Origin of the sequence: Flavobacterium sp. P21 (assembly GCF_050632225.1) — a bacterium.
Classification (GTDB): Bacteria; Bacteroidota; Bacteroidia; order Flavobacteriales; family Flavobacteriaceae; genus Flavobacterium.
The window spans coordinates 2,588,065-2,600,156 of record NZ_CP192585.1; the positions used below are offsets into that span (position 1 = coordinate 2,588,065).

The 12,092-nt window shown below is 32.6% G+C and carries 13 protein-coding genes and 3 pseudogenes; 9 read left to right on the top strand and 7 right to left on the bottom strand.

Annotated features, from left to right (window positions below):
- Nucleotides 1–284: 284 nt before the first annotated feature.
- The 6 genes from ACQ9BO_RS12850 to ACQ9BO_RS12875 form a co-directional block, all read right to left on the bottom strand.
- A complete protein-coding gene (locus ACQ9BO_RS12850; protein WP_132990422.1) occupies nt 285–569 on the bottom strand; it encodes a GNAT family N-acetyltransferase in 285 nt (94 codons plus the stop codon).
- A 5-nt stretch (nt 570–574) separates the two neighbouring features.
- Nucleotides 575–970, bottom strand: a complete 396-nt coding sequence (locus ACQ9BO_RS12855; protein ID WP_160782612.1) for an OsmC family protein — start codon at nt 968–970, stop codon at nt 575–577.
- Nucleotides 971–972: 2 nt separating this feature from the next.
- A complete protein-coding gene (locus tag ACQ9BO_RS12860; RefSeq protein ID WP_431244997.1) occupies nt 973–1,854 on the bottom strand; it encodes a pirin family protein in 882 nt (293 codons plus the stop codon).
- Between the two features lie 310 nt (nt 1,855–2,164).
- Complete coding sequence (locus tag ACQ9BO_RS12865; RefSeq protein ID WP_431244998.1) at nt 2,165–2,296, bottom strand: hypothetical protein; 132 nt, start codon at nt 2,294–2,296, stop codon at nt 2,165–2,167.
- Nucleotides 2,293–2,769, bottom strand: a complete 477-nt coding sequence (locus ACQ9BO_RS12870) for a hypothetical protein (RefSeq protein ID WP_431244999.1) — start codon at nt 2,767–2,769, stop codon at nt 2,293–2,295. The genes ACQ9BO_RS12865 and ACQ9BO_RS12870 overlap by 4 nt, the downstream gene beginning before the upstream one ends.
- A complete protein-coding gene (locus tag ACQ9BO_RS12875) occupies nt 2,712–3,263 on the bottom strand; it encodes a hypothetical protein (RefSeq protein ID WP_431245000.1) in 552 nt (183 codons plus the stop codon). Before ACQ9BO_RS12875 ends, ACQ9BO_RS12870 begins: the two co-directional genes overlap by 58 nt.
- A gap of 205 nt (nt 3,264–3,468) precedes the next feature.
- Between ACQ9BO_RS12875 and nadC the strand changes: the two genes are divergently transcribed.
- The 5 genes and pseudogenes from nadC (at nt 3,469) to priA (ending at nt 8,988) form a co-directional block, all read left to right on the top strand.
- Nucleotides 3,469–4,326 carry a carboxylating nicotinate-nucleotide diphosphorylase gene (nadC, locus tag ACQ9BO_RS12880; RefSeq protein ID WP_431245001.1) on the top strand — a complete coding sequence of 286 codons (858 nt, stop codon included), beginning with the start codon at nt 3,469–3,471 and terminating at the stop codon, nt 4,324–4,326.
- Nucleotides 4,327–4,401: 75 nt separating this feature from the next.
- Nucleotides 4,402–5,319, top strand: a complete 918-nt coding sequence (locus tag ACQ9BO_RS12885) for a YihY/virulence factor BrkB family protein (protein ID WP_431245002.1) — start codon at nt 4,402–4,404, stop codon at nt 5,317–5,319.
- A gap of 13 nt (nt 5,320–5,332) precedes the next feature.
- Nucleotides 5,333–5,749: a DUF2147 domain-containing protein gene (locus tag ACQ9BO_RS12890; protein ID WP_431245003.1), complete on the top strand. Its 417-nt coding sequence runs from the start codon at nt 5,333–5,335 to the stop codon at nt 5,747–5,749.
- A gap of 14 nt (nt 5,750–5,763) precedes the next feature.
- Nucleotides 5,764–6,510, top strand: a complete 747-nt coding sequence (bla-B1-FLAV, locus tag ACQ9BO_RS12895) for a subclass B1 metallo-beta-lactamase (RefSeq protein WP_431245004.1) — start codon at nt 5,764–5,766, stop codon at nt 6,508–6,510.
- Nucleotides 6,511–6,538: 28 nt separating this feature from the next.
- Nucleotides 6,539–8,988 (top strand): annotated as a pseudogene (gene priA, locus ACQ9BO_RS12900) (replication restart helicase PriA).
- Here priA and ACQ9BO_RS12905 read toward each other — a convergent pair.
- Nucleotides 8,985–9,683 carry a LytR/AlgR family response regulator transcription factor gene (locus ACQ9BO_RS12905; RefSeq protein WP_026729423.1) on the bottom strand — a complete coding sequence of 233 codons (699 nt, stop codon included), beginning with the start codon at nt 9,681–9,683 and terminating at the stop codon, nt 8,985–8,987. The pseudogene priA and the gene ACQ9BO_RS12905 overlap by 4 nt on opposite strands.
- A gap of 176 nt (nt 9,684–9,859) precedes the next feature.
- On the opposite strand from ACQ9BO_RS12905, the gene rpsF reads away from it, so the two are divergent.
- The 4 genes and pseudogenes from rpsF to ACQ9BO_RS12925 all read left to right on the top strand — a co-directional run bounded on the left by rpsF (nt 9,860) and on the right by ACQ9BO_RS12925 (nt 11,622).
- Nucleotides 9,860–10,201: a 30S ribosomal protein S6 gene (rpsF, locus tag ACQ9BO_RS12910; protein WP_068842999.1), complete on the top strand. Its 342-nt coding sequence runs from the start codon at nt 9,860–9,862 to the stop codon at nt 10,199–10,201.
- 5 nt (nt 10,202–10,206) lie between these two features.
- Nucleotides 10,207–10,502 (top strand): annotated as a pseudogene (gene rpsR / locus ACQ9BO_RS12915) (30S ribosomal protein S18).
- A 67-nt stretch (nt 10,503–10,569) separates the two neighbouring features.
- A pseudogene (rplI, locus tag ACQ9BO_RS12920) lies at nt 10,570–11,009 on the top strand (50S ribosomal protein L9).
- 139 nt (nt 11,010–11,148) lie between these two features.
- A complete protein-coding gene (locus ACQ9BO_RS12925; protein WP_431245005.1) occupies nt 11,149–11,622 on the top strand; it encodes a DUF6495 family protein in 474 nt (157 codons plus the stop codon).
- Nucleotides 11,623–12,092: the final 470 nt, after the last annotated feature.

Genomic DNA, 12,092 nt, shown 5'->3' on the forward strand with positions numbered 1-12,092 from the left:
TTCAGCCGATTGAGAAAAGCCGATTTGTGCTATAAAAATACAGAAAAGCGTAATTATCCTTGTCATACTCTAAGTTTAAATTACGCGCAAATATACGAGTTTTCGGAGAAATTTGAAAACAAAGTTTTCAAAGTGACAAAGGTACAGAGGTGCAAAGTGACAAAGTTTTAAAGAAATGTGTATTATAAAAAATAAAAAAGACGCACAAAAGTGCGTCTCAGTATTAAAAATATTAGGTTTAAAGTGGAACCTTTGACCCTTTGTTACTTTGTAACTTTGTCCCTTCAAGAAAAAAGTACATCATGTATTTCAGGAACCTTATCAAAAACACTTTTTGCAAAAGGACAAAGCGGAATAATTTTCAAATTATTAGCTCTCGCATATTCTACAGAAGCCATAACCAGTTTTTTACCCACACCTTTTCCATTAAAATCAGGACTTACTTCAGTATGATCAATTATAAATTTTGAATCTCCTGCCCAAGTATAAGTCATTTTTCCAGCTTCTTTTCCGTCTTCGATCGCTTCAAAATAGCCTCTTCTTGTATCGTTTATTTGTTGAATTTCCATTGTAATTATATTAATGTGGTTTTGATTTCGATTGAATGTGTCAGTGTTTTGTGAATTGGACAGCTATTTGCAATCGTTTCCAATCTTTGTCTTTGCGTTTCGTCTACTTCGCCGATTACTTCAATTCTTCTGGTAAATGAGGTGCAATTTCGCTCTGAATCTCTTTCAAAATCAATTTTGATATTGATTTCTTCGACATTCCATTGTTTGCGATTAATGTACATTCGCAAAGTAATCAATGTGCAAGAAGCTAATGACGAAGCCAAAAGCTCTGTTGGATTTAAACCTAAATTTTTTCCGCCTAATGATTGTGGTTCATCTGAAATTAAGACATTTCCACTTGCCGATGTAATTTCCGTTCTATATAAACGCGTATCTATTTTTGCTGAAATTGTATCCATAATTATTTGATTCTTGGTTCAGGTAATGGCACAAATTCGGTCTCGCCTGGAACTTTTGGAAAAGTTTGTTCTGTCCAGTCTTTTTTGGCTTTTTCGATTAATTCTTTATCCGAAGAAACGAAATTCCAAAAGATAAAATGTTCTTCAGGAAATGGTTGTCCGCCGAAGATATAAACCGTTGAGTTTTCAGAAATTTCAAACTCACAAAGAGAAGCTTCTGTTGTAATTAAAATTTGTCTAGGATCATAAACATGTTCACCATTTTTAAGACTTCCTTCTAAAATATACAAACCGCTTTCGCCAAATAAATGGCTTCCAATATTAATTTTCTTAGCTTCTTTGCTTTTAATTTCAATAAAATAAAGCGGACTATAAACAGGAACAGGCGATTTCTTTCCGAAAGCTTCTCCGGCGATTAATTTATATGAAACGCCGTCTTCTTCCCAAGCCGGAATATCATCAGCTTCAACATGCGTGAAATTTGGATCCATTTGTTCCAATTCTTTCGGAAGTGCCACCCAAATCTGTAATCCGTGAAGCATTTTATCTGAGTGTCTTAAATATTCTGGTGTTCTTTCAGAATGTACGATTCCTTTTCCGGCTGTCATCCAGTTTACGGCGCCGGGTTTTATTTCTAATTCGGTTCCTAAACTATCTCGGTGCATGATACTTCCTTCAAACAAAAAAGTTAAAGTCGAAAGCCCTATATGCGGATGTGGCGGAACATCCATATTTTCATGATCACTTAAATGTGCAGGTCCCATATGATCGATAAATACAAATGGGCCAACGGCTCTTTTTTCACGGAAAGGCAATAAACGACCCACCATAAAATTACCAATATTGGCTGAGCGTTCTTCGATAATTAAACTAATATTTGACATGTGGTATTTTGATTTGATTTGAAAACAAAATTACAGTTGTGATAGAAATCTGTAACTTAATTTAGATTAAGAAAAGTTTTTTCGAATTATAAAAATAAGAAAAAACGATGGTTAAGTTTTTAGGATATGATTAAATTTAAGTTTAAAAGTCCTAGAGGGACGAAATATTTGTAGAAAAAAGGATATAACACCAAATTAAGCCCCAGTGGGGTGAAATAAATGCCGCTCCGCTGGAGCTTTTTTGCGGTAATATATGATGTTTTCTATAAATATTTTGCTCCTCTGGAGCATGAAAATTGAATTTTTTTGTTTAACCAATCAATTCAAATTCCAAAACCTCACTCTCCGTTCCATTTATAATAATCGATAATTGATGAATTCCAGTATAAAAAACTCTTGTTGTAATTAATTTAAAAGACTGATTTCTTTCAACTTTAGTCAATTGATTCGGATGATAGATTTTCTCGCTGATTTTAAAGACTTTTTCGCCAAATGTCCTTTTGCTTTTTTATAATGAACTGCATATTCTAAACGAACAGTTTTTGGTTCTTCATTTTTATTATTTAAATGAAATTGGAATTGAAGATAATCACCAATTTTTACAATTGGCGTTTTGATTTCAAAAGACGAAAGTTCAATATTCGTGCTTTGTAAACCATAATGGCTTAAAATTTCAGGATGACCTTGTTTTAATAAAGTTCTAGCGCCGTGTTTAATGATTCCGTCGGTTTCTTTGCTATAGCTTTTCCATTTAGAGGCAATTTCAAGAACAATCTGCGGATTATCTTTTGCAATATCATTTAAACTATTGGCAACACTTCTACGAACATATTCTGACGGATCGTTTTTTAGATTTTCTAAAATTGGAAGAATAGAAGTAGGGTCTTTTTTAGAAACGGAATCGCCATTGCCCACGGTAATCTCGGGCGAGAACCTTCGCTGGCTAATCGTCGTACGTGATGATTTTCATGTAAAGACCATTTTACCATTTCATCAATCATTTGTTCTTTATACTTTAAAATAAAAGGACGAACTGCAAATTCACAGCTTATAAATTGTGTTATGGAAACAAAGGCTTTCGCCGAAGTTTTAAAATCGTGTAGACCATACATTTCGATATAATCAGCAAAAAAGATGAAAGCCAAATTACTGTCTGCAAAGTTGTTTTTCTTTAGATTTTCGATGATTTTATCAATCAAAGAAGTTGCTTCTACGAAATTTTGAGGCATAAATTGATGTAAAACAACTGTTGTATGCTTCATCCTTTCTTTCCATTCTTTTTGAATAAAATCGCCTTCGTAAATCGCGTCAATGAATTTCTTTTTATTGAATGAAGGATGCACTTCGGCCACAGCTTGACCAAATTTTTCGTAAAAAGAAACAGAGTAAATATCTTTAATTAATCCCATAAATTTTTGCTTGATTGAACCTCAAAGGTATTTAATTGATCGCTTATTAAGAGATTAAGTTTTGTTAAGAATTGTAACTTTATTTTTCCGAATATTTTAATAGTTAAAAAAGAGATATTTAATACTTTATATAACTTTTCGTGTTATTGGAATTTTTAAATCCATAAAATATATCCTAATTTAGCATATTATAAAAAATAGAAAAATGATAAGTGAAGCGCAATTTCAAGCAGAATTACAACTTTTGATTACAAATGCCATTAGAGAAGATGTTGGTCCTGGTGATTATAGCTCGTTGGCATGCATTCCTGATACAGCACATGGTCAGGCGAGATTATTGGTAAAAGATCAAGGGATAATTGCTGGCGTTGAATTGGCTAAAATGATATTTGAACATGTGGACCCAAAACTGAAAGTGAAAACTTTTATCGAAGATGGAACTCATGTTGAATACGGTGAAGTTGTTTTTGAAGTTTCAGGAAGCTCACAGTCTATTTTAAAAGCTGAAAGAGTGGTCTTGAATACGATGCAACGTATGTCGGCAATTGCAACAAAAACCAGTCATTTAATGCAACTTTTGGAAGGAACTGGCGCAAAGATTTTAGATACCCGCAAAACAACTCCAAATTTTAGAGTCGCTGAAAAATGGGCTGTAAAAATTGGAGGAGGCGAAAATCACCGTTATGCATTATACGATATGATTATGTTGAAAGACAATCATATTGATTTTGCCGGTGGTATTACACGAGCGATTTCTAAAACAAAAGAATATTTGAAGGAAAATAATTTGGACTTAAAAATTATTGTTGAAGCTCGTAATCTAGATGAAATTAGAGAGATTTTATTGAGTGATGGTGTTCACAGAATCCTTATTGATAACTTTAATTACGAAGATACCAAGACAGCGGTTGAATTAATTGGCAAAAAATGCCAAACGGAATCTTCAGGAAATATCAATGAAAAAACAATCCGTGAGTATGGTCTTTGCGGTGTAAATTACATTTCATCAGGGGCATTGACGCATTCGATTTATAACATGGATTTGAGCTTGAAAGCTTTTTAAGTTATGAGTTATAAGTTATGAGTTATGAGTTTTGTAATCTAAAATCTGAACTCTAAAATCTAAAATCAACAAAATATGTCGCAAGAGATAGAAGCTCGGATTGAGAGAATACCCGTGGTGCGTTCTTTAGCCCGACTTTTAAAGAAAATAAAATTGCCTTGGCTGGAAGGATTTTCGCTGTATGATTTGCTTGAAATGTATACCATCGGTATTATCGATGGGGCATTTTCATATCATGCAAGTGCGGTTTCTTTTAGCTTTTTTATGGCTTTGTTTCCGTTTGCGCTGTTTATTTTGAACTTGATTCCGTTTATTCCAATTGATAATTTTCAGGACGATTTTCTTCAGTTTGTGCAACAGAGCGTTCCTCCAAACACATTCGATGCTATAAGTAAAATTATTAGCGATATTTTAAATAATAGTCATTCAGGCTTATTATCAACGGGTTTTTTCCTGTCCATATTTTTGATGGCAAATGGTATAAATGGTATTTTGAGCGGTTTTGAATCTTCAAAACATGTTTTTGACAAACGTGGATTTTTGCATCAATATTTGGTGGCGTTGGCTATTTCACTTGTGATGACCGTTATTTTGTTTGTTACTGTTGCAACAATTGTCGTTTTTGAGGTATTTATTCAAAAAACAATCATTCAAGATGTCCTTAGTGATCGAATTCCGTTGATTATTTTGGGTCGATATTTGTTTGTGGTTTTAATGATTTTGATAACGTCCTCAATATTATTGCGTTATGGTACAAAGCAGTATAATAAAGTGCCTTTTATAAGCATTGGATCTGTTTTTACGACCATCTTAATTGTTATATCTTCGTTCTTTTTTGGGATTTGGGTTATAAAATTCTCAAAATATAACGAACTTTATGGTTCAATTGGGACATTATTGATTCTAATGTTCTACATTTGGATAAACTGTATGATTCTGCTTTTAGGATTCGAATTGAATGCTACTATCAGAAAATTAAAACAAAAAAAATAAATAGTATGAAAAATTGGATGTTAGCAATTGGTGTTTTTTCTTCGCAATGAGTGTTCAGGCTCAAAGTGTTATCGGAAAATGGAAAACAATTGACGATGAAACTGGAGAAGCAAAATCAATCGTAGAGGTTTACGAAAAATCAGGAAAAATTTATGGTAAAGTAGTAGAAATACTTCGTGAAAATCATAAAAAGGATGTTTGCGGCAAATGTGATGGAGCTGAAAAAAACAAACCAATTTTAGGAATGGTGATTATTAATGGTCTTAAAAAAGATGGAAGCGAATATAACGACGGAACAATTTTAGACCCAACAAATGGTAAAAAATACAAATGTTATATTACATTAGAATCTGCTGACAAATTAAAACTTCGCGGTTATGTTGGAATTTCATTGATGGGAAGAACGCAATATTGGACACGTGTGAAATAATTAATTCAAAATAAATGCGAAAATTAGCTTCGATAATTTTATTCTTAGTTTTAACAGCAAATAGCTTTGCACAATCTAAGAATTCGCCATTACAAATAAGTCATCTTACGGGTGACTTTTATGTTTATGAAACCTTTCATGACTATAAAGGAACACTGATTTCTGCCAATGCTATGTATCTGGTAACAAATGCAGGCGTTGTTTTATTTGATGCGCCTTGGGATAAGACGCAATTTCAGCCATTATTGGATAGTATCAAGGTAAAACATAAGAAAGAGGTAGTAATGCTTTTTGCTACACATTCGCATGAGGATCGCGCTGGTGGATTTGAATTTTTTAAACAAAAAGGCATTAAAACCTATTCGATTAAATTGACAGATGATATTTTAAAACAGAAAAACGAGCCTAGATCTGAATTTATAATTCCGAATGATTCAATTTTTACAGTTGGCCAGCATACTTTTGAAGTTTATTATCCAGGAAAAGGACATGCGCCAGACAATGTTGTGGCATGGTTTGCTAAAGAAAAAATTCTTTATGGTGGCTGTTTTATTAAAAGTGCCGATGCTCAGGATTTAGGTTATTTAGGAGATGCTGATGTGAAAGAGTGGAAAAAATCAATTGTAAAAGTCCAGACTAAATGCAAGAATCCAAAGTATGTTATTCCGGGACATGACGAAGGAACAACTAACAAATCTATAAGTCATACATTAAAATTGGTTGATGAGTATCTCGCTCAAAAATCTTCAGGAAAAAAATAGTTTTCCGAATCATATTTAAAATTGTTGCATGTTTTTTATCGAAGTTATTTTACCGCTTTCCTTGTCTAAGACTTTTACTTATAGTATTTCTGAAGCCGAATTCCATTTCATAAAAATAGGAATGCGCGTGGCGGTGCCTTTTGGTAAAAACAAAATATATACGGCTCTTGTATTAGATATCCATGAAAATGCTCCTACATTATATGAAGCCAAAGAAATTCATCAGATTTTAGATGAAAAACCAATTGCAACAGAAATCCAGATTAAGCATTGGCTTTGGATTGCAAACTATTATATGTGCGGCATTGGCGATGTGTATCGAGGTGCCTTTCCAAGCGGATTATTATTGGAAAGTGAAACGATTGTTTCTCATAAACCAGAAGTTTTAGTTAATGATTCAGAACTTTCAGATGATGAATTTTTGGTTTATGAAGCCTTGCGACATCAAAGTTCATTGAAGGTTCAGGAAATAGCTTCTATTTTAAATAAAAAAATATTCTGCCAGTTCTTCAAAAATTAATTGCGAAAGATATTATTGTTTTAGAAGAAGAAATAAAAGAAAGCTACAAGCCAAAATTGATTAGATATGTAAAATTACATTCTAAATATGAATCTGATAATGGTTTAGCAGAATTGCTGGAAGTTTTAAAAAGTGCCAACAAACAAAAAGAAATTGTTATGGCATTTTTTCAGCTTAGCGCTTCTGAGAAAAAGCCAATTACTGTAAAGAAACTGATAGAGTTTTCTAATGTCTCTTCTGCAGTTGTAAAAGCTTTGGTTGAAAAAGAAATTTTCGAAGAATATTTTTTGCAACATGACCGAATTACTTTTAGTGGAGAAAAGTCGGAAAACGAACTTCAGTTAAGTGAAGCGCAGGAGGATGCTTTTAGAGCTATAAAAGCAAGTTTTGTTGAGAAAGAAGTTTGTCTGCTTCACGGTGTTACTTCAAGCGGAAAAACAGAAATTTATATCAAATTAATCGAGGAGTACTTGCAAACAGGAAGGCAAGTGTTGTATTTGCTTCCTGAAATTGCTGTTACAACGCAATTGGTTTCTCGATTGCGTTTTCATTTTGGAGATAAAGTAGCTGTTTTTCATTCGAAATATAATAATAATGAAAGAGTTGAGGTTTGGAAACAAACGCTTGAGAATTCAGAAAAAGCTCAAATTGTAATCGGAGCAAGATCAGCTTTGTTTTTGCCTTTTAATAATTTAGGTTTATTGATTGTCGACGAAGAACATGAGCAAACTTTTAAGCAGACTGATCCAGCGCCAAGATTTCATGCAAGAGATGCGGCAATTGTTTTGGCCAATTTTCATAAAGCAAAAGTAATATTAGGTTCGGCAACACCAAGCATCGAAACCTATTTTAATACACAAAATGATAAGTACGGATTGGTAACCCTTAGCGAACGTTATAAAAATGTTCGTTTGCCAGAAGTAGTGTTGGTTGATTTAAAAGACAAGCATTTTAGAAAAAGAATAACAGGGCATTTTAGTGATGTTCTTATTGATGAAATTGCAGAAGCGATGTCTTTAGGTGAACAAGTTATTTTGTTTCAAAACAGAAGAGGATATTCTCCTATTATGGAATGCTTGCGATGCGGACATGTGCCACATTGCCAACAATGCGACGTGAGTTTGACATATCATAAAAATAAGAATCAGTCGCGATGTCATTATTGCGGGTATTCTATTGCAAAACCTACCAATTGCCACAGTTGTTCGAGTATAGATTTAACAACAAAAGGTTTTGGAACAGAACAAATAGAGCAGGAGTTGGCGTCGCTTTTTCCGAAAGCAAAGACTGCCAGAATGGATCAGGATACTACAAGGGGTAAATTTGGTTTTGAAAAAATTATAGATAATTTTAAAAACCGTGAAATTGATATTTTAGTAGGAACCCAAATGTTGGCCAAAGGTCTGGATTTTGAGAATGTAAGTTTGGTTGGAATCATGAATGCAGATAATATGCCGCATCATCCCGATTTCAGGGCTTTTGAACGCAGTTTTCAGATGATGACCCAGGTTGCTGGAAGAGCAGGAAGATCAGAAAAACAAGGAAAAGCGGTTATACAAACTTATAATCCAAATCATAATACGATTCAACAAGTTACAAACCATAATTATATAGGTATGTATAAGGAGCAATTGTATGATAGGCAAATTTATAGATATCCGCCTTATTTCCGGATCATAAAACTGACTTTGAAACACCGCGACTTTGATCGATTGAAAGAAGGTTCAATGTGGTTGTATCAGGTTTTAAGCCAAAATTTGAATATGCCGGTTTTGGGGCCAGAGGAGCCGGCGATAAGCAGAATAAGAAATGAATATATTAGAACAATATTAATTAAGATTCCTCAAAATCATCATTTAGGAAATACAAAAAAAGCTATTCAGAAAATGTTGAATAGTTTTGAAGCTGTTGCACAGTTCAGAGCAATAAAAGTTACTGTTAACGTCGATTTCTATTAAGACGACGTTGACAATGCTTTTACTAGATCTTCTTTTTTGTTTCGGCTTAATGGGATTTTTGTAATTCCGATTTCGGCAAACTTGCTGTTGAAGCGCTCTACTTTATCAATATTGATGATATAAGATTTGTGTACTCGGATAAATTTATCTTTAGACAAATCATTTTCAAAAGACTTCATTGTAGAAAGCACCAAATTGCTGTCATCTTCCGTAACTACTCTTACGTAATCTCCAAAAGCTTCAATCCATTTGATTTTAGCGGTAAAGATTTTAAGTTTTTTAAGATTACTTTTGATGAAAATATGTTCGCCTTCTTCTTCTTTGACTTCTTTTTTAAGCAAGTGCATATCAATTGCCCTTTTGACAGAAGCGTTGAATCGATCCACTGCAATTGGTTTTTGCAGATAATCAGTAGCGTCATAATCAAAAGCTTTTAAAGCGTATTCGGCTTTAGAAGTGATAAATATAATTTGTGGCTTCGATTTAAGTCCGTCAAGGAAGTCAAAACCATTGATGACAGGCATTTCGATATCAAGAAATATTAAATCGATATTATTTAAAGAGATACAGCTTTTTGCTTCTATTGCATTAGAAAAGTCCCCGATTAAGTGCAAACCTGGGTGATTATTAACTAATTTTGCAATAATCGTCCTTTGTATAGAACTATCATCTACAACAACACAGTTTAGTTTCATAACATTTAAATTTAGAATAAATTCAGGATAGCAGTAGTAAATGTATTGTTTTTTTGGAAAAAAACTAAACTGAGCGAGTATTTTTTGCTGTATGACGAATAAAAGCAAAAAAAGGTTGGATATATAAAAATAATGCTTACTTTTGCACCCAATTTTAACAAATAAATATTTTATTTATGAATCATTATGAAACTGTTTTCATTTTAAATCCCGTTTTATCTGAGGTTCAGGTGAAGGAAACAGTAACGAAATTTGAAGAATTTCTTACTAGTAGAGGAGCTGAAATGGTATCGAAAGAGGATTGGGGGCTTAAAAAAATGGCTTACGAAATCCAAAACAAAAAAAGTGGTTTTTACCATTTATTCGAATTCAAAGTAGCTGGAGAAGTTCTTTTAGCTTTTGAAACTGAATTCAGACGTGATGAAAGAGTTATGCGTTTCTTAACTGTAAGTTTAGATAAACATGCTATTTCATGGGCTGAGAGAAGAAGAGCAAAATTAAAATCTACTAAAGCGTAATTATTATGTCTACAATCGAACAATCTGCAAAAGGAAAAAAGACGGAGATATCAGATATTTAACGCCTTTAAACATTGAAACTAACAAAACTAAAAAGTATTGCCGTTTCAAAAAATCAGGAATCAAATACATCGATTATAAAGATGCTGATTTCTTATTGAAATTCGTTAACGAGCAAGGAAAAATTCTTCCTCGTCGTTTAACTGGTACTTCATTAAAATACCAAAGAAAAGTTTCTGTAGCTGTAAAAAGAGCTCGTCACTTAGCTTTAATGCCATACGTGGCCGATTTATTAAAATAATTAAAAACTCTAGTCGCTGGTTTCTGTTAACTCAGAACCTAACTTCTAAAAATATAAGGACAACAACATGGAACTTATTTTAAAACAAGACGTACAGAACTTAGGATTTAAAGATGATGTAGTATCTGTAAAACCTGGTTACGGTCGTAACTTTTTAATTCCTCAAGGTTTTGCTACTTTAGCAACTCCTTCTGCTAAAAAAGTTTTAGCTGAAAACCTAAAACAAAGAGCACACAAAGAAGCTAAAATTGTTGCTGATGCTAAAGCATTAGCTGAAACTTTGAAAGCTCTTGAAATTAAACTTACTGCAAAAGCTGGTGGAGAGAAACTTTTGGTTCTATCACTAACATCGATATTGCTGAAGCTTTAGAGAAATCTGGTAATGCTATCGATAGAAAATTCATCACTAGCGGTGTTGTAAAACGTATTGGTAAATACAATGCTTCGGTTCGTTTACACAGAGATGTAATCGTTGAGTTAGCTTACGAAATTGTTGCTGAAAAGTAATAGTTTTAAAAATCTATATAGAAATCCCGATGAAAATCGGGATTTTTTTCTTTTGATGTTATTGCGTTGAATGAAGCAATCTCATCTTTTTAATTTTTAATAAACATAGGAGCGAGATTGCTTCGTTCCTCGCAATGACATGAAATACGCAAGATTAACAAAAGAGCAATTTGATGAATTGCATGCAGAATTTGCTAGTTTTTTAGCAACTCAAGCAATTGATAAAGCAGAATGGGATTCTCTTAAGATAAATAAGCCCGAAGTGGCTGAGCAGGAATTAGATGTTTTTTCAGATTTGATTTGGGAAGGTGTGTTGGGCAGAGCTGAATTTTTGGAACATTTTTCTAAAAATCATATTTTTTTGTTTCAATGTTTTGATACTTATGTCCAATCTATTGTTTTGAAATCATTAGTGCCAGAGACTGATTTTTTAACTCAAGAAGGTTTGCAATGGTTGAGTGACAATATGTTTACTGAGACTATAGAAATGAAGGTTGGGAAAAAGATCTTCACTGAGGATCGAAATTCTTCAATTTTTGAATTGATTCAACAAGGAGCTTTTCTAAGTGACGGACAGTTGTTCAAGCAAATTAATTCGATTATTGAGTCATAATTAGACGATTTTCGATTTTTTAAGTAATGGAAAGATTAAACAGTTTATGTGTGAATTGTTTAATCTTTTTTATTTTTTAACATTTGTTTAATCTTTAATTTTTTTTGAGCAGGTAGTTTTACGTGTTTATTTCGGATTTCTTAATATTTTAAGAGTTTGGTGTTAAAAACATAATATTCTTGCGTTTTATTGGGTTTTTGTTAAATCTGTAGTATTTTAAATTAAAATATATAGGTTTTTTCTTATGTAATTAAAAATTAACGTTAGATAAACGTGTTTTTATTACACTTCGTAAAGTTTGCTTTTTCTAGTAAAAACGGTGTTTTTTCTTATGTATTTACGCTTTTTGAGGTGTTTTTCAATTCTGTATTCTAAAAAAAAACAGAAAAATTAGATTGGTTTTTGATTTTATTTTTTTATTTTTGAAATAGAAAGGTTAAACAAAACAATTCAATTTTATAAAATGTTAC

Excerpts from the sequence above, each read along its gene's own strand:
- ACQ9BO_RS12850 (WP_132990422.1), bottom strand. The coding sequence starts at position 569 with ATGGAAATTCAACAAATAAACGATACAAGAAGAGGCTATTTTGAAGCG.
- ACQ9BO_RS12855 (WP_160782612.1), bottom strand. The coding sequence starts at position 970 with ATGGATACAATTTCAGCAAAAATAGATACGCGTTTATATAGAACGGAA.
- ACQ9BO_RS12860 (WP_431244997.1), bottom strand. The coding sequence starts at position 1,854 with ATGTCAAATATTAGTTTAATTATCGAAGAACGCTCAGCCAATATTGGT.
- ACQ9BO_RS12875 (WP_431245000.1), bottom strand. The coding sequence starts at position 3,263 with ATGGGATTAATTAAAGATATTTACTCTGTTTCTTTTTACGAAAAATTT.
- nadC (WP_431245001.1), top strand. The coding sequence starts at position 3,469 with ATGATAAGTGAAGCGCAATTTCAAGCAGAATTACAACTTTTGATTACA.
- ACQ9BO_RS12885 (WP_431245002.1), top strand. The coding sequence starts at position 4,402 with ATGTCGCAAGAGATAGAAGCTCGGATTGAGAGAATACCCGTGGTGCGT.
- bla-B1-FLAV (WP_431245004.1), top strand. The coding sequence starts at position 5,764 with ATGCGAAAATTAGCTTCGATAATTTTATTCTTAGTTTTAACAGCAAAT.
- ACQ9BO_RS12905 (WP_026729423.1), bottom strand. The coding sequence starts at position 9,683 with ATGAAACTAAACTGTGTTGTTGTAGATGATAGTTCTATACAAAGGACG.
- rpsF (WP_068842999.1), top strand. The coding sequence starts at position 9,860 with ATGAATCATTATGAAACTGTTTTCATTTTAAATCCCGTTTTATCTGAG.
- ACQ9BO_RS12925 (WP_431245005.1), top strand. The coding sequence starts at position 11,149 with ATGAAATACGCAAGATTAACAAAAGAGCAATTTGATGAATTGCATGCA.